Origin of the sequence: Marinobacter sp. M5B, from assembly GCF_042604615.1 — a bacterium.
In the GTDB taxonomy this organism is placed as follows: Bacteria; Pseudomonadota; Gammaproteobacteria; order Pseudomonadales; family Oleiphilaceae; genus Marinobacter; species Marinobacter salarius.
The window spans coordinates 975,145-1,001,238 of sequence record NZ_CP156894.1; the positions used below are offsets into that span (position 1 = coordinate 975,145).

Genomic DNA, 26,094 nt, shown 5'->3' on the forward strand with positions numbered 1-26,094 from the left:
CCACGCTATGAGGGCAATGACACTAAAAGCGCACCAGACAAAGGGGTTTACCCTGATTGAGCTGGTGGTGGTGATCTCCATACTCGCCATTCTTGCAGCCTTTGCGTTGCCAAGGTTCGCCGAACTGTCGGACGAGGCCCACCGGGCAAGCATCCAGGGCACTTCGGGCGCCTACGCCGCTGCTGTTGCACTGGTTCGTGCCCAGTGGACCGCCCGTGGCGCCGCTGGCGCACAAACTAATCTGCCCGGCTTTGGCGAGGAAAACGTCGACGTGAGTGCTGACGGTTGGCCAACGGGCGTAGGTGGCAACACTGACCCGACGGCCATGAGTGCCACAGAGTGCCAAAACCTCTGGCTGGCCCTGATGCAGTCAAACGCGCCGACCGTGGCAACCTCCGGCGACACAACGGATTACACAGTAACCGCAAGCGGGTCCGTTTGTACCTACGAGTACAACCTCAATGGTGGCACGGACAACATTCAATACGACGCCGACAGCGGCGAAGTAATTCGGGTTATCAATTAATCCATTTTAAAGCAGCAAAAGCAGGAGAAGACCATGAATATGATGAACCAGATGGCCGCAAGAAAAGAGAAAGGTTTCACCCTTATTGAACTGGTAATGGTGATTGTAATTCTGGGTATTTTGGCGGCGTTTGCGTTGCCTAGGTTTGCGGATTTGGGGAGTGACGCAAGGAGGGCGACATTGGAAGGTGCGCAGGGCAGTGTGAAATCTGCTGCGGCCATTGCTCATTCAAAATGGCTTGCTCAGGGCAGTACAGGCAGCGTCGAGTTGGAAGGGTCGACAACTGTGACCATGTCTCCAGAAGGATATCCGACATCGGATGCGGCTGGTATTGGCGCTGCAGCACAATTGTCAACCGAAGACTATACGTTGACAGACGGCACTGACGTGGCGGCCGATCCTGCGACAGTTTCTCCTGTCGGGGCAACCACCGCAGCTTCATGCATCTTCTCGTATGATCCGACGACCGGCCAGACGTCTGGCTTTGATGCGGACGGTTGTTAACTACAGACGTTGTTTAGACACGCATCATAGGTCGGATTACGCTTTTACTAACCCGACCTGCGTGCTGCGCTGGGGATACGGGCAATCCGGGAGTGGGGCATGAGAAAAAGAATCGCCCCGATGTCATCGGGGTTCACCCTTGTTGAGTTGGTCATGGTCATCATCCTGATCGGGGTTCTCTCCGCTCTGGGTGTTGGCCTGTTTGCCAGCCGCTCCGCCTTTTCTCCCTTGTTGGCTACCCAACAACTTGCCTCTGCAACGCTGCTTGCCCAACAAGCAGCGTTGGCAGGCAACTCTTCTAACAGTCTGACCATTTCACAGAGTGCAGAGCACTTCCGGTTTACCGTCGGGGCGAGGACGTTTGAGCTGCCACGGGCGGAAACGTCTTTGTCTGTTGCTAGTGGCTTGCCACTGACGGTGACATTCGGAGCAGACGGTTCACCAGGGGCCGGGACCAATATCGAGTTTACCTTTACTGGCGACAGCACCTTTGAATCCTGCCTGAGTTCCCTCGGTGCGGTCTATCGTGGGAGTTGTCAGCTGTGATGTCTGACCAGCGCGGTGCCACCCTGGTGGAGCTGGTGATGACCATTGTCATTATCAGTGTGGCCATTGCCGGAGTGGTGGGAGCGTTCGCCCTTATCAGTGGTCGCAGCGCTGATCCCTTGAACCAGACCCGGGCCGTAGAGCTTGCACAGCTGTACATGGATGAAATCATTACCCGGAAGTACGACGACTCAGTGCCTCAGGGAGGTATGCCGAAATATTCAGGCGGCTGCAATATAGGAGCAGAACCTGGTGAAGAACGCGGTACCTACGATGACGTCGATGACTACAACGACTTGACGGATAGCCCGCCGAAAAACGCCCGCGATAACGATGGTGAAGTTCTTGATGGCTATGCGGGCTTTTCTGTTTCAGTTTCGGTGGTTTGTGCTGGTGCTGATGTGGGACTCCCCGGTTCTGAGGCCAAAAGGGTCGATCTAACGGTTCTTGCTCCGGGAGGGCAATCGTTTTCATTTTCGGCCTACAGGGCAAATTTCTGATGAGGCGTGTGGCAGGGTTTACCCTTGTGGAGCTGGTCATCGTGATCGTTCTGCTCGCTATTGTTGCTACGATTTCGGTGCAGTTTGTAGCACTCTCCACCCGTGGTGCCATTGATGTGGGATCTCGTCAGCAGCGGGCGCTTACTGGCGTGGTTGTCAGCGAGCATATCAGCCGGGGGCTGAGGGAAGCCCTGCCGACTTCGGTTCGGACCAATTCGAGCGGTTCCTGTATTGAATGGATGCCGATCATTGCTGCGTCGAACTACGAGAATTTGCCCGGCGGGCCGACTCCTGATTCGTTTGAAGCGGTGCCGCTTCCGGATGGAGGTTCCGCAAGGGGCCGGGTTGTGGTCTATGGATACGGCAGTAATCTCTACGATGTGACCAATCCCGGCCCGGTGTCGCCGTTGGCGACTATGCCTGCCGGTGCTTCACCGGTGACGGTCACTCTGGACTCGCCCCATCGTTTTTCCGCTAAATCGCCTGAGAAGCGATTTTATGTTGTTGGTGACCCGGTAGCACTCTGCCAGTCTGGCCGCTGGCTATACCGATACAGAAACTACGGTATCAACGAGCCGGTGGCGTCCGGCTTGCCAACCGCGTATCCGGGGCGTGAGGTGCTGGCAGCCAACCTTGAGGCGGCATCACTGTTGTTTGAGGTTACGCCCCCTACCTTGCAGCGTGGTGCGGTAGTGTCCTTCCGTCTGGTGCTGGAAGATACTGAAACCGGAGAGTCCACCGCCATCAGTCAGGAGGTACAGATCCGCAATGTTCCCTGACAGATCTCGACAGCATCAGGCTGGTGCAGGCCTGCCCGTTGCCCTCTTTGTTATCACCGTGCTGTCGCTGCTGGTTTTGGGCATGTCTCAGATGCAGCAGATCAGCGGTGAGTCAGTCAGCCTGCAGATTCAGTCACAGCGGGCATTCTTTGCGGCTGAAAGCGGTGCGCAGGTCGCGGTTCGTGACGTGCTCGAGGCATCCGACTGTGCCGGGCTGAACAGCCCACTGGTTTTTAATGATGCAGATGGACTGCAAAGCTGTCGTTCCCGCATGACCTGCGAGTCGGTAACGGCCAATATTGGCGGTTCCGGTGGCAACACGGTGTATACCATAACCAGTACCGGGCAATGCGGTGCTGGGCCGGATGAATCAACCAGGGTGGTAGAGGTGCGTGTGCGATGATGTCTGTTCTGCGCGAGTTACCACGGATCGTGGTTATTGTTCTGTGTTCGATGATTGCTCCATTGGCGTATGCGGCACAATGTAGCGATGTGTTCAGTCAACCGGATGGTGTCAATGACAACCTGCAGGCATCGGGAAACACCCTTGACCTTACCGGTGTGAACTGGGCCAACGGAACCTGGCCTCCCTCAGGAGTTCCCCAATTGGGAGGTGAGGAATATGTCTCCTCTCAGCCAGGACCTAGCTATGAGCTTGTGCTTCAGCCCGGGGCGCAAAAGGTCATATTCGTCAACGGCAACCTGACAATTGATCGCGGCACTCGGTTGAACGAATCCGGCTCTCCGGACCAACTGCTTATTGTTGTGCGCGGAAGCCTCAGCATTGCAGGTGGCGGGAATAGTGCAAACAACCGGGTTGTGATTAATGGTCTGATATACGCAGCTGGCTCGGCGTCGATTGGGAACAACGTCTACATCGACGGTGCTGTAGCCGCCGGAGGGGCGATTTCCACTGGAAACAGAGACGTAGAGTTTTCTGACTCTGACGTCAATACGGACCTGTTGGAAGGGCTGTGTGATTCAGGAGCAGCGGGGCCCGTGGATTTGTCGGCCAACGGTGAGTCAGTGGGCCCAGTGTCGATAGGCGTCGACGATAGCGTTTCGTTTTCTGCTGATGTGGCAGGTTGCCCTCCAGTGCCGACTCTCTCGACTCAGGACTGGCGTGAAACATGGTTGGTCGATGGACAGCAGGTGGCTCAGTCTGTATCTGGATCATCCAGCTGCTCAAGGTCGCCGCTTATCCGGACAGATACGTTCGATACGGAAGGACAGTACGCGGTCCTGTTAACGGTTGAGTACCGGAACTGTTTTTTAGGCTTCTTTTGTGGTGGGTGGCAGGAGCATGGTGGCGACACGATCACTATGGATGTGAGCGACGACGATGCGCTCACCTGCTTCACTGATGATTATCTTGATGGCAGCCTGTCTGCAGACGATTGGGTGACATCCGTGTCGAGAGGAAATTTCACGCCAAGTATTGTGAACGGTCGTCTTCGTATGACAGAAGCCCGTTCTAACCAGGCCACGGCTGCAACTATTCAGCGCGAGATTCCGGGTGCGGAAAATCTGGTGATCATTGAATTCGATTACTACGCCTATGGGGGAAATGGCGCGGATGGTCTGGCAGTCGTACTTTCTGATGCGAGGGTGACGCCTCAGCCTGGAAGTTATGGCGGGTCCCTGGGGTACGCCCAGAGGAGTAATGGAGATCCGGGATTTGCCGGCGGGTGGCTTGGTATAGGTCTTGATGAGTTTGGTAATTTTTCTAACTCCAACGAAGGCCGTGTTGGAGGGGCGGGATTCAGACGGGATGCAGTCGCCGTCAGGGGAGCAGAGCAGGGTGGGTACCGGTATTTGCGGGGAACCGGCAGTGTATCTCCGGGTATTGACCAGCCGGGAAACAATCCGTCTGCCCATCGTTACCGGGTCACCGTAGATTCACGTGTTTCCGGCGAGGCCCTGGTATCGGTGGAGCGTGATGTGTCCGGTACTGGTGACAATTACCAGATCCTTGTGGAAAGTTTTAATGCGCTGAACGAACCTGGGCAGCCCGCTGTGCCAGAAAATTTCCTGTTGTCGTTGACGGGCTCCACCGGCGGTTCTAACAATATCCATGAACTGGACGGCTTCCAGTTGTGCGCCCTCAAGCTGAACCCGGTGGGCGCCCAGGTTGATCATTTTGAAATCCTTCATGATGGCGTGGCGCTGACCTGCCAGCCAGAAACGGTCACCATCCGCGCCTGTGCCACTGCAGGGTGTAACGACAACGAACTCTTTACCGACCCGGTTGAGGCAACGCTTGAGCCTACTGAAGGCTGGCAGGGCGGCAATCCGGTGACGATTGTTGGTGGGACGGGCGAGTTCGTATTGCAGAACACAGTCGCCGGTGAGGTCGTCCTTGATGTGGTGGGCTCGCAGCCATCAACTCGTCCTCAATCCGTAACGCTTTGTCAGAGCGGCAACGGCCCTCTGTCTTCTGAAAACTGCAAGTTGGAGTTTTTTGCGTCGGGGCTGGCCTTTGATATTCCTGACCTGACATCCCATAAGCCGTCGGGCCCGATACAGGTTCAAGCCGTACGGCAGGACGATGCGAGCCAGGCGTGTGTTCCGGCGTTTGAAAATGTTGAGCGGGAAGTCCATTTCTGGTCAACGTATGTGGATCCCGGCCCGGGAGGCCGTCCTGTTGATCGCCCCTTGTCGGTGAACAACACGGATATCAGTGGGGACGAGAGTGCGCCTACACCTCTGAACCTCTCATTTGGTGATGACGGTATCGCCGAGATTGAAGTCAGCTACCCGGATGCGGGGCGTCTGGACCTCGGTGCCAGATATGACGGATCACCTGCGAATAACGACGAAGGCTTGTCGATGCCAGGCTCAGATGCCTTTGTCAGCACCCCGGCGGGGTTTTGTGTCAGTAGCGCAGGAGCGTGTGCGGCGGGCGATTCTTCTTGTGACGTATTCGTCAGGGCCGATGAGCCTTTTGATCTGTCGATCACCGCTGTTGGCTGGCAGAGCGACACTGACACCGATCTATGTGATGCAAACCCTGTTACTCCTAACTTCCGGATGTTGACGGTCCCCATTGCCTCGGAACTGGTTGCGCCCTCGGGTGGTGTCAATGGCACTGTGTCGCCCTCTAGCTATTCCCATTCCCGGTCATTGGATGCGACTGAAACGGTCAGCGTAAAGATGTCAGAGGTTGGCGTGTTCCGTTTTACAGCGACGCCGGTAACCGGTGGGTATCTTGGTAAAACGGTGCCTAAGGGCACCAGTGCACCTACGGGGCGTTTTTACCCCGATCGTTTTAACGTCACCATTGACGAAGGTGCACTGGGCGCTCATTGCGGTGCACCAACGCCTTTCAATTACACCGGGCAGGACATTTCATGGTTATTGGCGCCAACACTGACAATTGAAGCCCTGTCGATGGATGGAGCTCGTACCAGGAACTACACCGAGCCCGGATTCCAGAAGCTGGTCAAGGAGGACGTGATTCGAACTTTTCCCGTCGAAGACAGCTCGGCAGTGAACCGTGAGAATGAGAGCATTGACGTCAGTACCAACGTATCCGCAGGGGAGCTGTTGGTGGCCGAGCCCGAGTCCGGTCTTCTGCAGTTCAACTATGCCGCTGGTGATACCGTTCGTTACCTGAAGGTCCCTGAAGCGAGGGTTGCCCCCCTTACGCCGCCACCTTCCCCACCCGGCCTTCCCGGCCCATCGAATCATCTTCTGACCTATGGTGTGACTGATATCACCGACGCTGATGGCGTCAGTGCCGACGGTGCGCCGTATAAATTTTCACCGGCAGCGACTTTCGACATCCGTTTTGGCCGGTTGTCCATGGACAACGTGTATGGTCCTGAAAATGTGCAAGAGCTACGGATGCCTTTCAGGCTGGAATACTGGAATGGCTCGCGGTACGTAACCAATACGGTCGATAACTGCACCAGCTGGACGACAGCCACCATTTCGAGCGCTGCCAATCACCACACACTCGTTTCGGATTCGGGCACGTTTACCGCGGGTGAGGCCGGACCACTACGGCTTCAGGCGACCGGCTCCCAAGGTACAGATCGACTGACATGGACAGTTGACGAATGGCTCCGGGAGGATTCAGACGAGGATGGTACTGCCGAAGCGCCCTCAGCCCTGGCCACCTTCGGCGTCTACCGTGGCCACGACCGCGTTATCTATTGGCAGGAAAAATAGCGGGAAGGGGGTCAGTCCTCCTCCCCCTCCGGGTGATCCATCCCGAGTTCATTAATCTTGCGGGTCAAGGTATTCCGTCCCCAGCCTAGCAGGATGGAGGCATCACGCCGGCGCCCGCCGGTGTGCTTCAATGCGGTCTCGATCATGATGCGCTCAAACTCCGGCACGGCGGTATCCAGAATGCCTTTGTGGCCGCGTTTGAGCTCCTGTTCCGACCAGTTGCGCAGGCCTTCCTGCCAGGTCTGACCGGTGGCCGGCGCTTCGGCCTGCTGCATAAGCTCGGGCGGCAGGTCATCGACGTGAACCTCGCGGCCACTGGCCATCACCGTCAGCCAGCGGCAGGTGTTCTCAAGCTGGCGGACGTTGCCGGGCCAGGGCAGGGTGGTGAGGTATTCCTCGGCTTCCGGGCGCAGTATTTTGGTTTCCACGGCCAGTTCCCGGGCAGCCCGCTTGAGGAAATGTTCCATTAACCGCGGGATGTCCTCGCGGCGCTCCGCGAGTTTTGGCAGGTGCACCCGGATAACATTCAGGCGATGGAACAAATCTTCCCGGAAGGTGCCCGCCTGGACGAGTTTTTCAAGGTCCTGGTGTGTAGCCGCGATGATGCGAACGTCCACTTTGATAGGCGTGGTGCCGCCCACCCGATAGAACTCCCCATCCGCGAGTACCCGCAATAGCCGTGTCTGGGTGTCGGCGGGCATATCTCCGATCTCGTCGAGGAACAGAGTGCCTCCGTTGGATTGCTCGAAGCGACCCTGCCTGGCGGCAGCCGCTCCGGTGAAGGCGCCTTTCTCATGGCCAAACAGCTCGGACTCAATCAGGTCCTTTGGAATCGCGGCCATGTTGAGTGCGATAAAAGGGTGGCTGGCCCGGGGGCTGTGGTTGTGAAGGGCCTGGGCAACCAGTTCCTTACCGGTACCACTTTCGCCATTGATCAGTACGGTGATGTTGGAGTGGGACAATCGGCCGATGGCCCTGAACACCTCCTGCATCGCAGGCGCTTCACCAATGATTTCGGCATTTCTCTGTGCGCTTTCGGCTTGCGGCTCCGAGGTGGCCCGGCGTTCGTGGCTGTGAGCAACGGCCCGCTTCGCCAGGGCGACGGCATCATCCACGTCAAACGGTTTCGGAAGGTACTCGAAGGCGCCCGTCTGGTAGCTGGTCACCGCGCTTTCCAGGTCGGAATGGGCGGTCATGATGATCACCGGCAGATCCGGATGTGAATCAACAATCTGTGAGAGCAAGGTGATGCCGTCGACGCCGGGCATACGGATGTCGCTGATGATGGCATCGGGCTGTTCGTGCTCCAGCCTCATCATGATGCTTTCGCCACTTTCAAACACCCGGGGCTGCATACCGGCCTGGTTCAGGGCGCGCTCCAGCACCCAACGTATACTGCGATCGTCGTCAATTATCCAGACGTTTGCCGGTTGGCTCATTGGTTTTCCTCCAGAGGCAGGAAGATGATGAAGTCGGTTTTTCCGGGCTCGCTCTCGCATTCAACAAGCCCGTGATGTTGCCCGATGATGCTTTGGGTGATGGACAGGCCGAGGCCTGTGCCGCTGGCTCGCCCACTGATCATCGGGTAGAAAACGTTTTGCAACAGATCCGGTGGTATGCCCGGGCCGTTATCAATCACATCCACGCGGCACACCAGGCGATGGCGTTTGTGGCCGATGGTGAACTGTCGCAATGCGCGTGTGCGGAAGGTGATCGTCGGCTGTTCGTCGCCGGTCATCTCCGCCTGGTTCTCGAACGCGGCTTCCATGGCGTTGCGGGCGATGTTAAGGAAAGCCTGAATCAGCTGTTCCTTGTCGCCCTGGAACTCGGGCAGGCTGGGATCGTAATCTCTTCGGAAGTTCAGGCGGCCGCGGCTCTCAGCTTCCAAAAGGGTTTTGACGCGCTCCAGAACCTCATGAATATTGGTGGACGCCATTTTTGGGGCTTTGTTCGGGCCGAGCATGCGGTCCACCAGGGTTCGCAGGCGGTCCGCTTCTGCAATGATCACCTGGGTGTATTCTTTCTGGTCTTCGTTGTGCAGCTCGCGGTCCAGCAACTGGGCGGCCCCGCGAATACCTCCAAGAGGGTTTTTGATTTCATGGGCCATGCCCCGGACCAGTATCCGGGTGGTTTCCTGCTGGGAGATGATGTCTTCTTCCCGGCTGATCCGTAGCAAGCGGTCCCTGGGCTGGATTTCGATCAACAGTTCCGTTGGCTCAAGGCTTATGGGGGACACGGAATAATCAACCGTTAGCCGCAATCCGCTTGTCAGTATGAACTCCGCTTCGCGTCTGGTGTACGACTGGCCATTCTCGGCTGCCGCATACAGTGTTTGCAGGGCATCTTCAGAGTCGATCAGGATGTCGTTGATCGGGGCTCCCTTACTTCTGGTTACGCTGGTTTCAAACAGACTTTCGGCCGCCGGATTCAGGTACTGGACCCGCAACCCGTCACTCAGCACCAGTACGGCTGTGGTCAGGCTGTCCAGTATGCTTTTGTATCCGGCCGGTATTGCCATTCGTTTGTCCCTTTTGATGGGCCTTGCGGGTTGCTAAGGCAGTTTTGCAAAAAACGAACCACATTGGCTGTTCGTGGCTATGACAGTGCGCATTTAGCGGGCATGCGGGTTACAGGCCTGTGAACACGGCGTGGTGTAGTGCAGAAATATCATTGCGTAAAGCCTGCCCGCGGATATCCGCCCTGGGAATGGTCAGAGTATGGCTTTTTTATGGTGCGATCGCACTAAAGTGGTGCAATCAAGAATGGCGTGGTGGTTCGCTAACCGCTACAGGTCTGCGTTTGTATGGCGCCCCGGCTCGAAGCGGTCGGGGCCCCGGAAGGGTGCATCAGTTGTTGACGCTGGGCCGGTGGATGGTGAAGGTAATGGTTTCGCCGCTCTTGACGGTAACACCGTTGCTGTCGACGATATTGACGCCTGCATCGTGGGTGCCGCGAAACACATTGCGCACCATCACTGTCCCGGACGCGCTCTGGCCAACCGGTTGGCCGTCGAGTGTCACTTCGTACTTGTGGCTGCCCCGAAGGCCAGGTGAACTGGTCACGCGGAATTCCACGTCGCCGCTGCCACTGTGGAAGGCCTGGTCATCGCCCGGCGCGAGGAAACGGACGCTGTCGTAGACGGAGCCTTCCTGTTGCACTTTTTCCCGCAACCGCTCTGGCTCACGAACCGCTTCGAGTTTTGGCAGGGTGACCGTGGTGACCGGTTTCACTTTGATCTCCTCAGCAGGCGTGCCTTCCGAGGGTTCGTCGGTATAGGTAACGTTGCCCTGAGCATCCACCTGGCGATAGACCTCGGCGGAAACCGGAAACGCCGCGAGAGCGACAATGCCTGAGAGTAGTGCGAACCGTGCATTCATAGAGACAACCTGTTTGATTGTTTTATCCGATTATCAGCGCCAGTCATGAGTATTTCAACGCCATTACCCGGTAGCTTGGTTACATTCCGTTAAGGCTGGCCGAAATGTGCGGTCGTACACGAAAAAGCCCCGCACGAGGCGGGGCTTTTCTGGGTTGCTGATCCTTACGAACGGATTAGCAGGAGTAGTAGAGCTGGAACTCGACCGGATGTGTGGTCATGTTCAGTTTCTCAACTTCACCGCGCTTCAGATCGATGTAGCCGGCAATCATGTCCTCGGTGAACACGCCGCCGCGGGTCAGGAATTCATGATCTTCAGCCAGGCAATCCAGAGCTTCGGACAGGGTTTCAGCAACCTTCGGAATGTTCAGCGCTTCTTCCTTCGGCAGGTCGTACAGATCCTTGTCCATGGCATCGCCCGGGTGGATCTTGTTCTGGATACCATCCAGGCCGGCCATCATCAATGCAGCGAACGCCAGGTACGGGTTGGCCGCCGGGTCAGGGAAACGCACTTCGATACGACGTGCTTTCGGGCTGTTCACGTATGGAATACGGATGGAGGCCGAACGGTTACGGGCGGAGTAGGCCAGCATAACCGGTGCTTCGTAGCCCGGAACCAGACGCTTGTAGCTATTGGTTGCAGGGTTGGTAAAGGCGTTGATGGCCTTGGCGTGCTTGACGACACCACCGATATAGTAAAGCGCTGCTTCGCTCAGGCCGGCATAGCTGTCACCTGCGAACAGGTTCTTGCCGTCTTTGCTCAGGGACATGTGTACGTGCATGCCGGAGCCGTTATCACCAACCACAGGCTTGGGCATGAAGGTGGCGGTTTTACCGTAGGCGTGGGCCACGTTGTGTACGCAGTACTTGAGAATCTGCACTTCGTCAGCCTTGCGGGTCAGGGTGTTGGCGCCAACGCCGATTTCACACTGGCCAGCGGTGCCGACTTCGTGGTGATGAACCTCAATTTCCAGGCCCATGGATTCCATAGCGGCACACATGGCGCCACGCAGGTCGTGCAGGCTATCCACTGGCGGAACCGGGAAGTAACCACCTTTAACACCCGGGCGGTGACCGATGTTGTTGCGATCGAAGTCTTCGCCGGATACCCAGGCGGCTTCTTCAGAGTGGATGTGGTAGGAAGCGCCCTGCATATCCACATTCCATTTAACAGAATCGAAAACAAAGAACTCAGGTTCCGGACCAAACAGGGCACCGTCAGCGATGCCCGTGGACTTGAGGTACTCTTCCGCACGGCGGGCAACGGAGCGTGGGTCACGCTCATAGCCCTGCATGGTGGAAGGCTCTACGATGTCACAGGTAATGTTCAGTGTGGTTTCTTCGGTGAACGGGTCCAGCACGGAGGTGCTGTCGTCCGGCATCAGAATCATGTCGGATTCATTGATGCCTTTCCAGCCGGAGATTGAAGAGCCGTCGAACATCTTGCCGTCGCTGAAAAAGTCCTCGTCCACCTCGGTGGCCGGCAGCGTTACGTGTTGTTCTTTGCCACGGCTGTCAGTGAATCTCAGGTCGATCCATTTGACTTCGTGTTCCTTGATCAGATCAATCGTCTTGGACATTGTGCATGCTCCGTCTGTTATCCCGCCGTGCGGGCGATTTCTGTGTACATTGTTGCCGGATCGTTCAGCAGTGCTGACTCCCGATCTTTCTTTCAGGTAGGGCAGCTTAACAAAAGCTGTTGCGAGTTACCTGCAAATTCGGCTGCTTAAGGTTTAGCAATAGCCTTGCCAGTTTTTGATGCATGCGCCACAAGTGCGCAATACCAAGGCGTTCGGGCTGTTTTGGAGCGATATGTGCTGATTGGGTGGCCCTATCGCTCTTTCGTGGTGCGTTAAAACGGTGCGATAGCTGAAATAATGCACCAAAATGATGCAGATGGGTTGTTGCTTCGATAAGCGTTTTTCTTCATATAAACGCAAGTGAGTTTGCTATATACTGCGCGCCACTTCATTTTTGCCTCAGGTATTCAGCACAGACGCTGAGTTTCTTCAGGGGGTATTCGGGCTTCCCGGCCCGACAAATGAAATTCATTTTACGGATTTGAGACGGCATGTAAGGGGCTTTGCGCCTACTGAAGACCTCTCAGGTCATTCAGTGCATGCTGCAGGATTATAGTTGTGATTGATAAACTTCGTAATATCGCCATCATCGCCCACGTTGACCATGGCAAGACCACACTGGTTGACCAGCTTCTTCGCCAGTCCGGCACTCTGGATCGCAAAGAGCTCGAAAACGAGCGTGTCATGGACTCCAATGACCAGGAAAAAGAACGTGGTATTACCATTCTGGCCAAGAACACGGCGCTGAAGTGGCACGACTACGACATCAATATCGTGGACACCCCGGGTCACGCCGATTTCGGGGGTGAAGTCGAGCGTGTCATGAGTATGGTCGATTGCGTGTTGCTCGTGGTTGACTCTATTGATGGCCCGATGCCACAAACCCGGTTTGTCACCCAGAAAGCGTTTGATGCGGGCCTGCACCCGATTGTCGTCGTGAACAAGATTGACCGCCCTGGAGCTCGCCCGGACTGGGTAGTGGATCAGGTGTTCGACTTGTTCGACAACCTTGGCGCCAGCGATGAGCAACTGGATTTTCCGATTGTCTACGCCAGTGCCCTGAACGGCATTGCCGGAATGGATCACGAAAAGCTGGACGACAACATGGACGCGGTTTTCCAGGCCATCGTTGATCACGTACCTGCACCCAACGTCGACCGGGATGGTCCGTTCCAGATGCAGATTTCCCAGCTGGACTACAACAGCTTCCTGGGCGTCATTGGCATCGGCCGCATTATGCGCGGCAAGATTAAAACCAACTCTCCGGTTACGGCCATTGGTGCCAACGGCAAAAAGCGCCAGGGCCGTATTCTCAAGATCATGGGCCATTCCGGGCTGCAGCGTGTTGAAGTCGACGAAGCGCAGGCGGGCGACATTATTTGCGTCAGCGGCATGGATGAGCTGTACATCTCTGACACCTTGTGTGACCAGGCCAATGTTGAAGCCTTGCCGCCGTTGACGGTGGATGAGCCGACGGTTTCCATGACGTTCCAGGTCAACGACTCACCGTTTTGTGGCAAGGAAGGTAAGTTTGTCACCAGCCGCAACATCAAAGAGCGTTTGGAAAAAGAGCTGCTGCACAACGTTGCTCTGCGAGTTGAAGAAGGTGAGTCGGCAGATAAGTTCAAGGTATCCGGCCGTGGCGAGCTGCACCTCTCAGTGTTGATCGAAAACATGCGTCGCGAGAACTTTGAGCTCGCCGTGGGTCGTCCGGAAGTGGTTATCCGTGAGATCGATGGTGTTAAACAGGAGCCGTACGAAAACGTCATCATCGACATCGAAGAGCAGCACCAGGGTGCGCTTATGGATCAGATGGGGCTCCGCAAGGGTGAAATGACCAACATGGTGCCGGACGGAAAGGGCCGTATGCGTCTTGAGTATACGATTCCGGCGCGCGGGCTGATCGGTTTCCGTAACGCCTTCCTGACCATGACCTCCGGTTCGGGTATTCTGACTTCAACCTTCAGCCATTACGGCCCTATTAAGAGCGGTGATGTGACCAGTCGTCAGAACGGTGTGCTGGTGTCAATGGCAACTGGTGCCGCGCTGACTTATTCGCTGGAAACACTACAGAGCCGGGGCAAGTTGTTTCTGGATCCCGGCCAGGAAGTGTACGAAGGTCAGTTGTGTGGTATTCACAGTCGTGACAACGATCTGGTAATTAACCCCACCAAGGGGAAGAAGCTGGACAATATGCGTGCGTCCGGCAAGGACGAGGTCATCGGCCTGGTGCCGCCGATCAAGCATACCCTTGAGCAGGCTCTGGAGTTCATCGATGAAGATGAATTGGTGGAAGTGACGCCCAAGTCGATCCGCCTGCGCAAGAAGCTTCTGACCGAGAATGAGCGTAAGCGCGCTCATAAGAAGTAATCTTCAGTACGTGATATTAAGGGGCGGTGCCAATGTGGCCCGCCCCTTTTTTGTTGTCTTCAGCTAAACTCCGGTTAAATCCTTTGTCCGGAGCGCCTCATGCTCACCCTGTTCCCTGATATCAAGCCCAACGCCCAGCATCGCATTGCGGTTGATCCGCCCCATGAACTGTATGTTGAAGAAAGCGGCAATCCGAATGGTATTCCCGTTCTGGTTGTCCATGGCGGGCCCGGCGGCGGATGTGAGGACTATCACCGCCGTTTTTTCGACGCCGAGCGCTACCGGGTTATTCTTATGGATCAGCGGGGCGCCGGCCGTTCGAGCCCGCTGGCCGAGTTTTCAGGAAACACCACGCAAAGACTGGTGGACGATATGGAAACGGTGCGGGCCTTTCTTGGGGTAGACCGATGGATACTGTTTGGCGGTAGTTGGGGATCTACATTGAGCCTGGTGTATGCCCAGTCGCACCCGGACAGGGTGCTTGGCCTGGTGCTGAGGGGGATTTTTCTTTGCCGGCCCAGGGATATCCACTGGTTCTACCAGGAAGGTGCGAGCCGCGTGTTCCCTGATTACTGGCGCGATTTCCTGGCACCCATTCCTGAGGATGAACGTGGCGATCTCGTGACGGCCTACTACCGTCGCCTGACGAGCAGCAACGAACTGGAGCAGATACAGGCCGCCAAGGCGTGGTCCATCTGGGAGGGGCGGTGTGCAACCCTGCATCCGAACCCTCGTGTGGTTGAGCACTTCGGGCACCCCCATGTGGCTATTGCCCTGGCACGAATCGAATGCCATTACTTCATGAATAATGCGTTTCTGGACGATAATCAGATCGTACGTGACGCGGCGTTACTCAAAGATATTCCAGGCATCATTGTCCATGGCCGTTACGACATGGTGTGCCCGCTGGACAATGCTCTGGCTTTGAGCCAGGCCTGGCCAGAAGCCGACTTGAGGATCATACGGGACGCAGGACACTCAGCGTCCGAGCCCGCCATCATTGATGCCCTGATGCGTGGGGTCGATGAGGTCGCCGCGAAGCTTGAAGGTAGGGATACGTAAAGTCACATGAAGAAGGTTGCGGCGAGCCTGGTGCGTGGATAAACTTCGTTCCGAATTTTGAGTCCTTGTGCAGGGAGCTTGATGAAAGGGCTGATACAGCGGGTTACCCACGCCAGCGTCACCGTCGACAATGAGGTCATCTCCGAGATTGGTTCGGGGCTGTTGTTGTTGCTCGGAGTTGAGAAGTCAGACGACTCCAGCACGGTGCGGGAACTGTGTCGAAAACTACTCGCCTACCGGGTATTTCCCGACGACCAGGGACGGATGAATCGCAGCCTGCTCGATATGGGCGGCTCCCTCCTCGTTGTTCCCCAGTTTACGCTTGCTGCTGATACCCGGTCCGGGTCTCGCCCGGGATTTTCGGTGGCTGCGCGTCCGGAATCCGCCGAAGCCCTGTTTCATGAATTTGTGGCGTCGTGTGAGTCGCGGTTGGGCGCAGATCGGGTTGGGCAGGGGCAGTTCGGTGCGGACATGAAGGTGGCCTTGGTAAACGATGGGCCGGTCACGTTTCTTCTGGAGGTGTCGGGTGTGCCAGGGCGGGGTTGAGATGTCGCCCTATTGCGAGGCATTGCAACGGTGGTTGTTCTTTTCTGGTGCGGCAGTAGCCAGCAGGCTGGGTTCCTAGTTCGCCCGTGAAGCGATTTTTGGCCATTAATTTTCTGATTTTAAATAAATTAATGGTTTCTGGCCCCGGATTTGAAGAGAAAGTTTCGCGAAAGCAGATGACAGTTCATGGCATAAATAGTTTCCCTTTTAAGCTTAATTGAGCTAAAAAGTCTCGATTAAAAATTTGCAAATTCGACATCATTGTATTAAAACAGGTTCATCACTCAGTGCTTTAAAAAAGCAATGTAAGTGACTGAGCTGTAAAGAGCCTGATGAGCTCTTTACCGACAAGAAGAAAAATGAATTGTTATGGCCTTGTCACAAAACTGACATGGTTAATAAACAGAATAGGGCTCAACCAGCCCGACTGGTGAAGTCTAAAGAGCGGGAAACTAACCCGACGCTAAAACCTGAGTTAACTCAAAAGGAAGACGCAACATGAAAAAAACGCTCCTCGCATCTGCAATCGCCGCAGCGACCTTCTCTGGTTCCGCGCTGGCTATGGAGAGTGCTTCTGAACTGGCAGCCCGTATGGACTCCATGCCGGAAGTTTACGGTAACATCCAATATGTTGTTTACCATGCGGACGTTAAAGGCGGTGAAAACGGCCTTGAGCACGCCGACAATGGTTCAACCATCGGTGTGAAGCACGACCACGAAATTGCTCCGGGTATCACTGGCTTCTTCAAGCTGGAACTTGAAGGCCTGGCCGCTGACGATAAGGATCGCGAGAGCGGTCTGGAAGACGTTGATGAGGCTTACATCGGTGTGAAAGGCGACAGCTTCGGCCAGGTTTGGGTTGGTTCTGACGACTCCACATACGAAAGCTCTATCGACAAGATTGCCAACTTCTACGAGTTTGCTGCCTATAACTTCGGTGGCGGCTACGAAACTGGCGAAGGCGATCTGGTTCAGTACATGACTCCGTCTTTCGGTGGTCTGACCCTGGGCGCTGCTGTACAGATCAATGGTGATCTTGATGACGCTAGCCTGCCTGATAAGGGGAGCGACAAGTCTTATCCCTATCAGCTGGCCGCTACCTACGCTGTTGACAACGTAGAGCTGGCTGTCGCCATGGACTCCAACGATAGCGCTGGTGGCCCGAACAACGAAAACACCTACGGCCTGCGTGCCACTGTTGGCCTGGACGCCCTGAGCCTGACTGGTCAGTACCAGACTCGTAAAGACGTTGGCGATCGCTACGGCGTTCACGCTGTATACGCTGTTGGTCCGAACCAGTTCGCCGCGACTTATGAGCTTGACGTAGCTGATGATTCAGACGACACCGAGCGTAGCACCATTACTCTGCAGGCGCTGCACAACCTGTCTGACCACATGTACGTTTACGTTGAAGGTTACCTGGGTGACGGTGACGACGGCGTTTACGGTGTTGCCGACGAAAGCGAGCGTTCTGCGCTGGCCGTTGGTGGTGTTTACTACTTCTGATCAGCTAACCAGCTAATCTATTAAGTAGTCGAAAACCGGCAGCCTTCGGGCTGCCGGTTTTTTTATGTATGCTGAAATCAGAATTCACACGGCAGGAGGGCGGATGGCTCAGGAACTGGAAATCAAACTCAGCGTGGCGCAGCCTGATCTGGACCGAGCCGTTGACTGGCTTTTGGGTCAGCCAAACACTTATGAGTCCGGGACCCTACAGTTGGGAAACACCTACTACGACACGCCCGACGGGGATCTCAACCGCCAGAAGATTGCCCTGCGAATCCGGAAGTTGGGTGACAGGCACATCCAGACCCTGAAAACCCGCGGTGAGTTCGTTGATGGTGCTCATCGTCGCCAGGAGTGGGAGTGGCCGCTGATCGGTACCACGCTCAATATGGGGCTCATCGCGGACACCCCTGTGGGGCAGAGCGTGAACCTTGCCGAACTGCAACCGGTGTTTGAGACCAACTTTCAGCGTCGTGTGGTCATGATTGAGCAAGGGGAAAGCCTGGTTGAAGTGGCCATTGATTCCGGGGAAATCGTGGCGGGTGGGCAGTCCCGCCCGCTCAGTGAAGTTGAATTTGAGCTTAAGGCCGGAGATGCCTCGTTGTTACTAGCGTGGGCGCGACGTCTGGCGGATGAAGTGCCGGTGTTTCTGAACCTTGTCAGCAAGGCGGAGCAAGGGTACTACCTCGCGGGGCTCTATCAACCGGTTCCGAAAGCAGAGCGGGATGCCGAGTTGTCGGTGAATGAGTTTCTCTCGCTCCTCAGCGTGTCATGGCTCATCGGGCAGCCCGCTCCCGTGAAGGAAGACGATTTTCGAGCGATAGCTCGGATGGCTCGCGAGCGCGGCGCCGAGGAGTTTTGCCAGTGTGTGTTCCGTATGCTGGCAGAGGGGAGGTCCATCGGCGATATGACAACCAGCAAGGAACTCGGCCAGCTGCAACTGGCCATCGCAGCGGCATAGCTTATGGCTGATCGGCCGCTTTGGGGACGTTGCTATCCTCTTGAGTGGCCTGTTTTTGCAGGTTGTGCCATTTGTTAATGAAATCGCGATAATGGGACAAGGCTTCTTTCACCACTTCCACGTCCGGGGTCTCACTGGACTTCACCAGAACGATCAGGCCCTTACCTTCAATTTCCTTGTCGGTGGGCGGGTGGCAAACGACTTCGTTGTTGTCGTCAATATAGGCGAGTGCGGTGCCGATGCCATGCCGAATCAGCGCGCTGACGATATCCGCCCAGTTCAGGTCGTCCAGTTCAATTTCGTAGCGGTGGGGGTGGTCGTGTTGATAATTAAACAAGTCCTCAAGGACCTTCTCTGAGCCTGGTGCAATGACCGAGCGCACCATGATCTCCGGATAGGTTCTAACCGGTCGGATAACGGTGCGGACACCCACAGAAGTAAAGCGATCCCGATTTTCATCCCGTACGCACTCCACCGTGACTTTCTGGCCAAGGTTGGACTCACTCAGCCTGTGGGCGATATCGAAAGTCAGGCTGTCGGAGGTTGGGTCGGATTCGTCGGCGGCCAGCACGATAATATGTCGGGCCGCACCCGCGTGCACCGCCTTGAGAGCTTCCGGATCGCTGCCGGAGCCATGGAAGTGAACCAGTCCGTTGTCTGCCAGTTCGGGCGGAAGCCCGTTCGGAAACTGGCTGGTCAGTATGATGATGGGAACGGTTTCATAGCCGGGTACGGCCCGCATCTGGGAGGCAAAGCGGGAAAAATACTGTTCCCCACCCGTCTGCGGTGTGTTGATGATAACGATGTGGTCTTTCATGGCGTATATCCAACGTCCGGTTAAAATGCGTTCCCGGCGGTAGAACCGGTATTCGATGTAATCACTGACGATAAGTGTCAGCAGCGTGATGGCGGCAATGAACATCAGGAAAACGGTGCTGAGCCGTCCGATGATGGTTTGCGGCGCAAAATCACCGTAGCCCACGGTAACCAGCGTTGTCATGGTCATCCACGCAGACTCGAAGAGTGTGAGGTCCTCGGCCGCCCAAATGATCACCACCTGGGTGATCAACAGCCCGCCAAGAATGGTAAAAAGCCGCTTGATGCGTGACCGGATAATGCCAGACATGGGCAAGTGAGAAAGCTGGTGTTCCGGGTTCAGCGGACGGCGATTCCTCTGCATCGGTTTCCTTACAACGGTTCAGTCGGGGGAGCGTTCGTTATACAGTACGGGAAATATAACAGAGACACAGGGGTTTGCATTATGTCCGAGCCGTGGCGCTCCTTACCGAAGAGTCTGGCAGATGAGGTTGGTGGTGCCTGGTCTTCGGTGTTTCCCGAGGGAGTGCCCAGCTTTTTGGGCGCTCAGGGTGGTGTGTCCGATGAGGATGTAGCCCAGGCCGTCGCGCGCAGCCTGTTTGTCAGGCGCACCCTTGAGCGCCATCCGGAGCAGGTCGCGGCGCTATGTCAGTCCCGCCCCCTGGCTGAGCCCACAACCTCGGATTACCTTCATCAGCGCTGGCAGGAGTTTCTTTCAGAAGTGGTTGATGAAGGCAGTCTACAGTCGGCTTTGCGGCGATTCAGGACGGAAATACAGTTCCGGATTATCTGGCGGGATTTGATGCGGTGGGCTGATCTTGCTGAAACCATGGCGGCCACAAGTGATTTCGCCGATACCTGTATCCAGGGTGCCCTGGAATGGTTGTACGAAGACACTTGCGAACAATCTGGAACGCCGTGGGGAGTTAATCCTGCGACGGGTAAGGAAGGCCCGCAACCCCTGATTGTTCTGGGTATGGGGAAGTTGGGAGGGCACGAGCTTAACGTCTCTTCTGATATTGATCTCATCTTCGCGTTCCCGGGGAAGGGCGAAACTCGTGGCGGGCGCCGATCCATCGACAACCAGCAGTTTTTTATCCGCCTGGGTCAGAGGTTGATCCAGGCGCTGGACCAGATCACCGCCGACGGCTTCGTTTTCCGCGTGGATATGCGCCTGCGCCCCTATGGTCAGAGTGGGGCATTGGTGCTGAGTTTCGCTGCGCTGGAGACCTATTACCAGGATCAGGGGCGGGACTGGGAGCGCTATGCCATGGTAAAAGCGCGGGTTGTGGCTGGTGACCAGCAGGCGGGGCAAGTGCTGATGGATAGCCTGAAGCCCTTTGTCTATCGCAAGTATATCGACTTCAGTGCGTTTGAGTCCCTGCGTGCCATGAAGTCCATGATCGGCCGGGAAGTGCGCCGTAAAGGCCTGGAAAATAACATCAAGCTCGGCAATGGAGGCATCCGCGAGATTGAGTTCGTGGTACAGGCCTTCCAGTTGATCCGGGGCGGCCGTGATAGGGAATTACAACAGCGGAAGCTGTTGGTAATCCTGAAGGAGCTGGAAGAATTGGAGTTGTTGCCATCACCGGTGGTAAAGGAGCTGAAGGAGGCCTATGTCTTCCTTCGCAATCTTGAGCATGCCCTTCAGGGCATGGAAGACAAACAGACCCAACTGCTGCCGGACGATGGTCTGTCGCAAGCTCGTGTAGCGCTGATCATGGGGTTTGATGATTGGCCAGCCTGCGTTGCGGAACTAGAGAAGCACCGCGAACGGGTGGCCACGCATTTTGCGGATATCATCGCCATCGAAGATGAAGAACACGAGGTGGCGGCGCTTGATGAAGGCTGGCAGGAACTTTGGCTGGGTGAAATGGACGAGGAGGCGGCGACCGCCTGGCTCGATGAACATGGTTTTGAGGACGCCGAAGGCAGCTATGCTGCCCTCAGCGACCTGCGCGAAACCCGCACATTGCAGACGCTGCAGACCCAAGGGCGACAGCGGTTAAACAAGTTCATACCGGTATTGTTGGAAGCGCTTACTCACGTGGAGGGGCCGTCCCAGACGCTGGTGCGGGTTCTTCAACTGGTTGAAGCGATTCTGCGCAGAACCGCCTACATGGTGTTGCTGTTGGAGAATCCGGGAGCCAGGACCCAGCTGGTCCGCCTGTGCAGTGAAAGCCCTTGGATCGCAAGCCAACTGGCGGAAACGCCCTTGCTGCTCGACGAGCTTTTGAACGCAGAGAGTCTGTACAGCCCGCCGGCAAAAACCGAACTTCAGGATGACCTGCGCCAGCAGATGCTGCGGATTCCCTATGAGGATCTTGAGGAGCAGATGGAGACTCTGCGGCACTTCAAGAAAGCCCACATACTGCGAGTGGCCGCCTCGGAGATACGGGAAACCCTGCCATTGATGAAGGTCAGTGACTATTTGACGTGGATTGCCGAAGTGGTGCTGGACCATGTGGTGGACGTGGCGTTCGCTAATCTGGTCAGCCGCCATGGCTACCCACGACGCAAGGATGGCTCAGCCTGTGACACCGATTTTGCCGTCGTTGGCTATGGCAAGTTGGGGGGTATCGAGCTTGGCTACACCTCGGACCTCGACCTGGTCTTTATCCACGATGCCGATCCGGAGCAGTCAACGGATGGTGACAAGCCCATCGACAACGCCGTTTTCTACACCCGGCTCGGGCAGCGAATTGTGCACATTCTCAACACCCAGACGCCGTCCGGCCAGCTTTACGAAGTGGATATGCGCCTGCGACCCTCGGGCAGCTCGGGGTTGTTGGTCAGTACGCTGCCCGCCTTCGAGAAGTACCAGCGTAGCGATGCCTGGACCTGGGAACACCAAGCGCTGGCCCGCGCCCGTGGTGTGGCAGGCTGTCCGGAAACGTTGGAAGCCTTTGAAAAGCTACGTGCAGACATCCTGTGTCAGCAAAGGGATCGGGGAAAGCTGAGGGAAGAAGTGGTCGGCATGCGAGAGAAGATGCGCACCGCCCTGGGCACCCCGCAAATCGAAGGCAAGGTGCCAGAGGTTTTCCATATCAAACACGACTATGGCGGCATTATCGATATCGAGTTCATGGTGCAGTACCTGATGCTGGCCTGTTGTTCCGAGCATCCGGAATTGACGCAGTGGTCCGATAATATTCGCCAGATGGAGGAGCTGGGCCGGGCGGGGGTATTGCCGGTGGAAGACACTGAGAAACTCAGGGAAACATTTATTACCCTGCGCTCTACGATACACCGGCGGGCACTGCAGAACCTGAATAGCCAGGTGGCGGGTGACGCGTTTCCCGAAGAGCGTGATTACATCCAAAGTATGTGGAATCGGGTTATGTTGGGGTGATTGAGAGGTGATGGAAGAGTGATTGCGCCCCTTCGTAAGCCCGAGTTTTCCTGCTAGAATGCCGGTTTCCCGAATAGAGTGCTTTAGGAGCAGAAACAATGTCGATGGCTGATCGCGATGGCCTGATCTGGCTGGATGGTGAAATGGTTCCCTGGCGGGAAGCCAAAACTCACGTGCTGACCCACACCCTGCACTATGGTCTGGGTTGTTTCGAGGGTGTCCGCGCCTACAGCACTGAAAAGGGTGCTGCGATTTTTCGGCTGGAAGATCACACCAATCGTCTTTTCCGTTCCGCGCATATCCTCAACATGACCATGCCGTTCAGCAAGGACGAGTTGAATGCGGCACAGACCGCCGCCGTGCGGGAGAATAACCTGGACGAAGCCTACCTGCGCCCGATGGTGTTTCTCGGCTCTGAAGGTATGGGGCTGCGTGCCGACAACCTCAAGGTTCATGTGATGGTCGCCGCCTGGAGCTGGCCGTCCTACATGTCACCGGAAGCGAAGGAGTTGGGCATCAAGGTTCGCACCTCTTCCTACACGCGGCATCACGTCAACATCACCATGTGTAAGGCCAAGGCCAACGGTAACTACATCAACTCCATGCTGGCCCTGAATGAAGCCATTGCCAGTGGCTGCGAAGAAGCCCTGTTGCTGGATAATGAAGGCTACGTGGCTGAAGGTTCCGGTGAAAACATCTTCATTATGCGTGATGGCGTGCTCCATACACCGGAACTGACGTCCTGCCTGGAAGGCATCACCCGCCAGACCATCCTGGATTTCGCGAAAGAGCTGAACATTCCGGTGAAAGAGCGCCGTATCACCCGGGATGAGGTCTATATTGCGGATGAAGCCTTCTTTACTGGCACCGCTGCAGAAGTGCTGCCGATCCGTGAGCTGGATGGCCGTTTGATCGGCGCTGGCAAGCGCGGCCCGCTGACCGAGAAGTTGCAGGGTATGTATTTCGATGCTGTGAAGGGCAAGAGTCCTGCGCATTCACACTGGCTGACAGCGGTTAACGGCTAACGCCGTGGTCCACTAACAACACCTGCAGGAAGAGCAAATGGCAGACGTTATCAAAGTGCCGGTCTCCTTCGGCGAAGTGCTGGACAAGATCACCATTCTGGAGATCAAGTCTGAACGCATAGCAGACGCGGAAAAGGTCAAAAATGTTCGGCTCGAGCTGGACGAACTGAGCGCCACTTGGAGCGAGGCCGTTCAGGATCAGGCAGCCATCGCAGACCTGCGCAGGCAGCTTAAGGAAGTGAACGAGGCGCTCTGGGAAATCGAAGACGACATTCGTGATCAGGAAGCTGCTCAGGATTTCGGCGCAAAGTTTATTGAACTGGCTCGTGCCGTCTATGTCACCAACGACAAGCGCGCCGCTATCAAGAAGGACGTGAACCTGGCCCTGGGGTCACGATTTGTGGAAGAAAAGTCCTATCAGGATTACACCGCCCGCAAGTAAAGCGGTGCTTTCACTCGCCTGGATTGTCATACCCTCTCCCATCGCGGGAGAGGGTTAAAGAGAAGGCCCAAGAGAGCCGTAGACAGTGGCGCGGCATCAGTGCTGAGCAACCCACTGATCCAGCATCCCCGTCACGTCCTCCACCGTCACCAGTTCCATCGCCCCCTCGAACTCCGCCTTTGCGCCCCAGCGAGCCTGCTCAACCGTCTTGCCGGTGAACCGCTTCAACGCTTCCGGATATCGATTCACGCACCATTGCAGCGAGTTGTAAGGGCCGGAACGGTTGGGATTGCTGGCCGCGAAAATACCCAGCACATCCGTGCCCATTGAGCTGGCAATGTGGGCCGGCCCGGTATCCGGTGCGACGACTAGATCGGCGCGTTCCAACAGAGCGGTGAGCTGTTTCAGTGTATCCTTGCCACAGATGTTGTGCGCTTGTTCCGCCATAGCGTTTTCGATGTCTGTGCAAAATTCCGCTTCAAAAGGGGCGGGACTGCCCACCAGAATCACCTTCATGCCGTGAGTGCGGATGGCGTGATCAGCCAGACGCGCATAGCGCTCGGCAGGCCAGTTGCGAAGGGTGTGGCTGGCACAGGGGCTGATCACGAGGTTCCTGCGGTCCGTTGCGAGGTGTTGCCCGGCAAACTCATGATCTTCGGAGGTTAATGGGATGACCCATTTTGGTGCGGCGGGCTTCAGGCCAAGTGGCTCCAGGAAACTCGCCAGGCAATCCCGCACGTGCTGTTGCGCTGCCGGAGCAATTTTCCGGTTTATAAACAGGCTGTGAAGGTCTTTGCTACGGGCACGGTCGTACCCCACTTTCACCTTTGCCGGAATCATCGCCGCCGCCAGATTGGCCCTGAAGGCCACCTGCATATGCAGCAAGGCATCAAATTTTCTGTTTTTCAGGGTGTCATGCAAGTCCGCATAACCTTTTCGACCGGCTTTCTTGTCGAAAACGACAAACTCGACACCGGGCAGGTCGCCAATCAGCTTTGCTTCAATCTTGCCGATTACCCAGGTGATTTTAATGCCGGGCACCTGTTCCTGAAGGCTCAATACCACGGGAATGACATGGGTGACGTCGCCAATGGCGGACAGGCGCAATATACAGATGGAGTTAATCAAGTTACGGTCCGTTTCCAATCTTTCACTGCCGGATGTGGAGCCGGGCGGGGCTCGTTGGTAAACTGAGCGCCATTCTAGCCTACTGGGCTTTTAACGTCTTTACCCGCAAACCTATGGTTTGCCGGGCCGAGGGTAACGATCTTTTGACATTGGCAACGGGCACTCATTCAGATTCCGGAACGTCATTGCTGCTGGTCTCACCGAGGTATGAGGGGGTGACTGCGTCCTGGTTTTCCCCTGACTTCTGGAAGGGAAGGGCGAAACCGGTCTCCTCTGGTGGACGTGGCGGTGCCTGGTTTGTTGATATGGAACCGCCGGGTATGGTGCTTCGTCATTACAGACGTGGCGGCATGATGGCCCGTTTCGCGGAAAAGACGTATTTGTTTACCGGCTTTGAACAGACCCGGTCTGTGGCCGAGTTCCGGTTGCTGGGCCAACTTCGCTCGCTGGGTCTGCCGGTGCCGGAAGCCGTTGCCGCCATTGCCTGGAAATACCGGCTTTTCTGGTATCGGGCCGCTATACTGGTAGAGCGGATACCGAATTCCGTCACGTTTTCCGACAGCGATCGCTTAAGCGATGAGTCTCTGTGGGCTCAGTTGGGGCAGGTCATCCGACGCTTTCACGACAACGGCCTCAATCACGTTGATTTGAACTGCGATAACATACTCGTGACGGGGGATCAGCTTTATCTGATCGACTTTGACCGTTGCAAACTGGTCCCAGAGAGCGAAAATGAAACAGATTCAGCATGGAAGCAGCGAAACCTGGAACGACTCCAGCGTTCTGTCAGGAAGCGGTGCCCAGGTTTATCCCCATCCCAGCGGGAAAACCTCTGGCAGCATCTGCTCCAAGCCTATCATCGCCAGCCCTCCCACTAAATTTCCAATCAGGCCCGATTCACG

Annotated in this window: 22 protein-coding genes; 16 read left to right on the top strand and 6 right to left on the bottom strand. The window is 56.2% G+C overall.

Going from position 1 to position 26,094, the window contains the following annotated elements; genetic code table 11:
- The first annotated feature begins 16 nt into the window (after positions 1-16).
- The 7 genes from AAGD24_RS04450 to AAGD24_RS04480 all read left to right on the top strand — a co-directional run bounded on the left by AAGD24_RS04450 (position 17) and on the right by AAGD24_RS04480 (position 7,028).
- Positions 17-526 carry a Tfp pilus assembly protein FimT/FimU gene (locus AAGD24_RS04450; RefSeq protein WP_379866675.1) on the top strand — a complete coding sequence of 170 codons (510 nt, stop codon included), beginning with the start codon at positions 17-19 and terminating at the stop codon, positions 524-526.
- A gap of 33 nt (positions 527-559) precedes the next feature.
- A complete protein-coding gene (locus tag AAGD24_RS04455; protein ID WP_085681643.1) occupies positions 560-1,030 on the top strand; it encodes a type II secretion system protein in 471 nt (156 codons plus the stop codon).
- A 99-nt stretch (positions 1,031-1,129) separates the two neighbouring features.
- Positions 1,130-1,576: a type IV pilin protein gene (locus AAGD24_RS04460; RefSeq protein ID WP_305937486.1), complete on the top strand. Its 447-nt coding sequence runs from the start codon at positions 1,130-1,132 to the stop codon at positions 1,574-1,576.
- Positions 1,576-2,076, top strand: coding sequence for a type II secretion system protein (locus tag AAGD24_RS04465; protein ID WP_085681641.1), 501 nt, complete (start codon positions 1,576-1,578; stop codon positions 2,074-2,076). The genes AAGD24_RS04460 and AAGD24_RS04465 overlap by 1 nt, the downstream gene beginning before the upstream one ends.
- Positions 2,076-2,855: a type II secretion system protein J gene (locus AAGD24_RS04470; protein ID WP_379866677.1), complete on the top strand. Its 780-nt coding sequence runs from the start codon at positions 2,076-2,078 to the stop codon at positions 2,853-2,855. Before AAGD24_RS04465 ends, AAGD24_RS04470 begins: the two co-directional genes overlap by 1 nt.
- Positions 2,845-3,258, top strand: a complete 414-nt coding sequence (locus AAGD24_RS04475; protein WP_379866679.1) for a hypothetical protein — start codon at positions 2,845-2,847, stop codon at positions 3,256-3,258. The genes AAGD24_RS04470 and AAGD24_RS04475 overlap by 11 nt, the downstream gene beginning before the upstream one ends.
- Complete coding sequence (locus AAGD24_RS04480) at positions 3,255-7,028, top strand: DUF6701 domain-containing protein (protein ID WP_379866680.1); 3,774 nt, start codon at positions 3,255-3,257, stop codon at positions 7,026-7,028. Before AAGD24_RS04475 ends, AAGD24_RS04480 begins: the two co-directional genes overlap by 4 nt.
- 11 nt (positions 7,029-7,039) lie before the next feature.
- Here AAGD24_RS04480 and ntrC read toward each other — a convergent pair whose 3' ends face one another.
- From ntrC to glnA, 4 genes are all read right to left on the bottom strand, one after another.
- Positions 7,040-8,467 carry a nitrogen regulation protein NR(I) gene (ntrC, locus tag AAGD24_RS04485; RefSeq protein WP_305937482.1) on the bottom strand — a complete coding sequence of 476 codons (1,428 nt, stop codon included), beginning with the start codon at positions 8,465-8,467 and terminating at the stop codon, positions 7,040-7,042.
- Entirely contained in the window at positions 8,464-9,546 is a 1,083-nt protein-coding gene (glnL, locus tag AAGD24_RS04490) for a nitrogen regulation protein NR(II) (protein WP_036203423.1), read from the bottom strand. The genes ntrC and glnL overlap by 4 nt, the downstream gene beginning before the upstream one ends.
- Positions 9,547-9,874: 328 nt before the next feature.
- Positions 9,875-10,405, bottom strand: coding sequence for a DUF4124 domain-containing protein (locus tag AAGD24_RS04495; RefSeq protein ID WP_036203426.1), 531 nt, complete (start codon positions 10,403-10,405; stop codon positions 9,875-9,877).
- 175 nt (positions 10,406-10,580) lie between these two features.
- Entirely contained in the window at positions 10,581-11,984 is a 1,404-nt protein-coding gene (gene glnA / locus AAGD24_RS04500; RefSeq protein WP_036203429.1) for a glutamate--ammonia ligase, read from the bottom strand.
- Between the two features lie 558 nt (positions 11,985-12,542).
- Here glnA and typA point away from each other — a divergent pair.
- The 5 genes from typA to AAGD24_RS04525 all read left to right on the top strand — a co-directional run bounded on the left by typA (position 12,543) and on the right by AAGD24_RS04525 (position 18,429).
- A complete protein-coding gene (gene typA / locus AAGD24_RS04505; RefSeq protein WP_036203432.1) occupies positions 12,543-14,354 on the top strand; it encodes a translational GTPase TypA in 1,812 nt (603 codons plus the stop codon).
- A 99-nt stretch (positions 14,355-14,453) separates the two neighbouring features.
- Positions 14,454-15,416 (top strand): prolyl aminopeptidase, encoded by a 963-nt coding sequence (pip, locus tag AAGD24_RS04510; RefSeq protein WP_379866683.1) that lies wholly within the window; start codon positions 14,454-14,456, stop codon positions 15,414-15,416.
- An 81-nt stretch (positions 15,417-15,497) separates the two neighbouring features.
- Complete coding sequence (dtd, locus tag AAGD24_RS04515; protein ID WP_085681635.1) at positions 15,498-15,962, top strand: D-aminoacyl-tRNA deacylase; 465 nt, start codon at positions 15,498-15,500, stop codon at positions 15,960-15,962.
- A gap of 498 nt (positions 15,963-16,460) precedes the next feature.
- Positions 16,461-17,468 carry a porin gene (locus tag AAGD24_RS04520; protein ID WP_085681634.1) on the top strand — a complete coding sequence of 336 codons (1,008 nt, stop codon included), beginning with the start codon at positions 16,461-16,463 and terminating at the stop codon, positions 17,466-17,468.
- 103 nt (positions 17,469-17,571) lie between these two features.
- Complete coding sequence (locus AAGD24_RS04525) at positions 17,572-18,429, top strand: CYTH domain-containing protein (protein WP_085681633.1); 858 nt, start codon at positions 17,572-17,574, stop codon at positions 18,427-18,429.
- Position 18,430: 1 nt separating this feature from the next.
- Here AAGD24_RS04525 and AAGD24_RS04530 read toward each other — a convergent pair whose 3' ends face one another.
- Complete coding sequence (locus AAGD24_RS04530; RefSeq protein ID WP_085681632.1) at positions 18,431-19,609, bottom strand: potassium channel family protein; 1,179 nt, start codon at positions 19,607-19,609, stop codon at positions 18,431-18,433.
- Positions 19,610-19,690: 81 nt separating this feature from the next.
- Here AAGD24_RS04530 and glnE point away from each other — a divergent pair, with 81 nt between their 5' ends.
- The 3 genes from glnE to AAGD24_RS04545 all read left to right on the top strand — a co-directional run bounded on the left by glnE (position 19,691) and on the right by AAGD24_RS04545 (position 24,064).
- Positions 19,691-22,597 (top strand): bifunctional [glutamate--ammonia ligase]-adenylyl-L-tyrosine phosphorylase/[glutamate--ammonia-ligase] adenylyltransferase, encoded by a 2,907-nt coding sequence (gene glnE, locus AAGD24_RS04535; protein ID WP_379866686.1) that lies wholly within the window; start codon positions 19,691-19,693, stop codon positions 22,595-22,597.
- A 98-nt stretch (positions 22,598-22,695) separates the two neighbouring features.
- On the top strand, positions 22,696-23,622 hold the full coding sequence (locus AAGD24_RS04540; RefSeq protein WP_041336053.1) for a branched-chain amino acid transaminase: 927 nt from the start codon (positions 22,696-22,698) through the stop codon (positions 23,620-23,622).
- Between the two features lie 37 nt (positions 23,623-23,659).
- Positions 23,660-24,064 carry a DUF6165 family protein gene (locus AAGD24_RS04545; RefSeq protein WP_126810614.1) on the top strand — a complete coding sequence of 135 codons (405 nt, stop codon included), beginning with the start codon at positions 23,660-23,662 and terminating at the stop codon, positions 24,062-24,064.
- A gap of 96 nt (positions 24,065-24,160) precedes the next feature.
- Here AAGD24_RS04545 and AAGD24_RS04550 read toward each other — a convergent pair whose 3' ends face one another.
- Positions 24,161-25,189, bottom strand: coding sequence for a glycosyltransferase family 9 protein (locus AAGD24_RS04550; RefSeq protein ID WP_126813035.1), 1,029 nt, complete (start codon positions 25,187-25,189; stop codon positions 24,161-24,163).
- 146 nt (positions 25,190-25,335) lie between these two features.
- On the opposite strand from AAGD24_RS04550, the gene AAGD24_RS04555 reads away from it, so the two are divergent.
- Positions 25,336-26,070, top strand: a complete 735-nt coding sequence (locus tag AAGD24_RS04555) for a 3-deoxy-D-manno-octulosonic acid kinase (protein ID WP_379866688.1) — start codon at positions 25,336-25,338, stop codon at positions 26,068-26,070.
- The last annotated feature ends 24 nt before the right edge of the window (positions 26,071-26,094 follow it).

Excerpts from the sequence above, each read along its gene's own strand:
- AAGD24_RS04450 (WP_379866675.1), top strand. The coding sequence starts at position 17 with ATGACACTAAAAGCGCACCAGACAAAGGGGTTTACCCTGATTGAGCTG.
- AAGD24_RS04455 (WP_085681643.1), top strand. The coding sequence starts at position 560 with ATGAATATGATGAACCAGATGGCCGCAAGAAAAGAGAAAGGTTTCACC.
- AAGD24_RS04460 (WP_305937486.1), top strand. The coding sequence starts at position 1,130 with ATGAGAAAAAGAATCGCCCCGATGTCATCGGGGTTCACCCTTGTTGAG.
- AAGD24_RS04465 (WP_085681641.1), top strand. The coding sequence starts at position 1,576 with ATGTCTGACCAGCGCGGTGCCACCCTGGTGGAGCTGGTGATGACCATT.
- AAGD24_RS04470 (WP_379866677.1), top strand. The coding sequence starts at position 2,076 with ATGAGGCGTGTGGCAGGGTTTACCCTTGTGGAGCTGGTCATCGTGATC.
- AAGD24_RS04475 (WP_379866679.1), top strand. The coding sequence starts at position 2,845 with ATGTTCCCTGACAGATCTCGACAGCATCAGGCTGGTGCAGGCCTGCCC.
- AAGD24_RS04480 (WP_379866680.1), top strand. The coding sequence starts at position 3,255 with ATGATGTCTGTTCTGCGCGAGTTACCACGGATCGTGGTTATTGTTCTG.
- ntrC (WP_305937482.1), bottom strand. The coding sequence starts at position 8,467 with ATGAGCCAACCGGCAAACGTCTGGATAATTGACGACGATCGCAGTATA.
- glnL (WP_036203423.1), bottom strand. The coding sequence starts at position 9,546 with ATGGCAATACCGGCCGGATACAAAAGCATACTGGACAGCCTGACCACA.
- AAGD24_RS04495 (WP_036203426.1), bottom strand. The coding sequence starts at position 10,405 with ATGAATGCACGGTTCGCACTACTCTCAGGCATTGTCGCTCTCGCGGCG.
- glnA (WP_036203429.1), bottom strand. The coding sequence starts at position 11,984 with ATGTCCAAGACGATTGATCTGATCAAGGAACACGAAGTCAAATGGATC.
- pip (WP_379866683.1), top strand. The coding sequence starts at position 14,454 with ATGCTCACCCTGTTCCCTGATATCAAGCCCAACGCCCAGCATCGCATT.
- dtd (WP_085681635.1), top strand. The coding sequence starts at position 15,498 with ATGAAAGGGCTGATACAGCGGGTTACCCACGCCAGCGTCACCGTCGAC.
- AAGD24_RS04520 (WP_085681634.1), top strand. The coding sequence starts at position 16,461 with ATGAAAAAAACGCTCCTCGCATCTGCAATCGCCGCAGCGACCTTCTCT.
- AAGD24_RS04525 (WP_085681633.1), top strand. The coding sequence starts at position 17,572 with ATGGCTCAGGAACTGGAAATCAAACTCAGCGTGGCGCAGCCTGATCTG.
- AAGD24_RS04530 (WP_085681632.1), bottom strand. The coding sequence starts at position 19,609 with ATGCAGAGGAATCGCCGTCCGCTGAACCCGGAACACCAGCTTTCTCAC.
- glnE (WP_379866686.1), top strand. The coding sequence starts at position 19,691 with ATGTCCGAGCCGTGGCGCTCCTTACCGAAGAGTCTGGCAGATGAGGTT.
- AAGD24_RS04540 (WP_041336053.1), top strand. The coding sequence starts at position 22,696 with ATGTCGATGGCTGATCGCGATGGCCTGATCTGGCTGGATGGTGAAATG.
- AAGD24_RS04545 (WP_126810614.1), top strand. The coding sequence starts at position 23,660 with ATGGCAGACGTTATCAAAGTGCCGGTCTCCTTCGGCGAAGTGCTGGAC.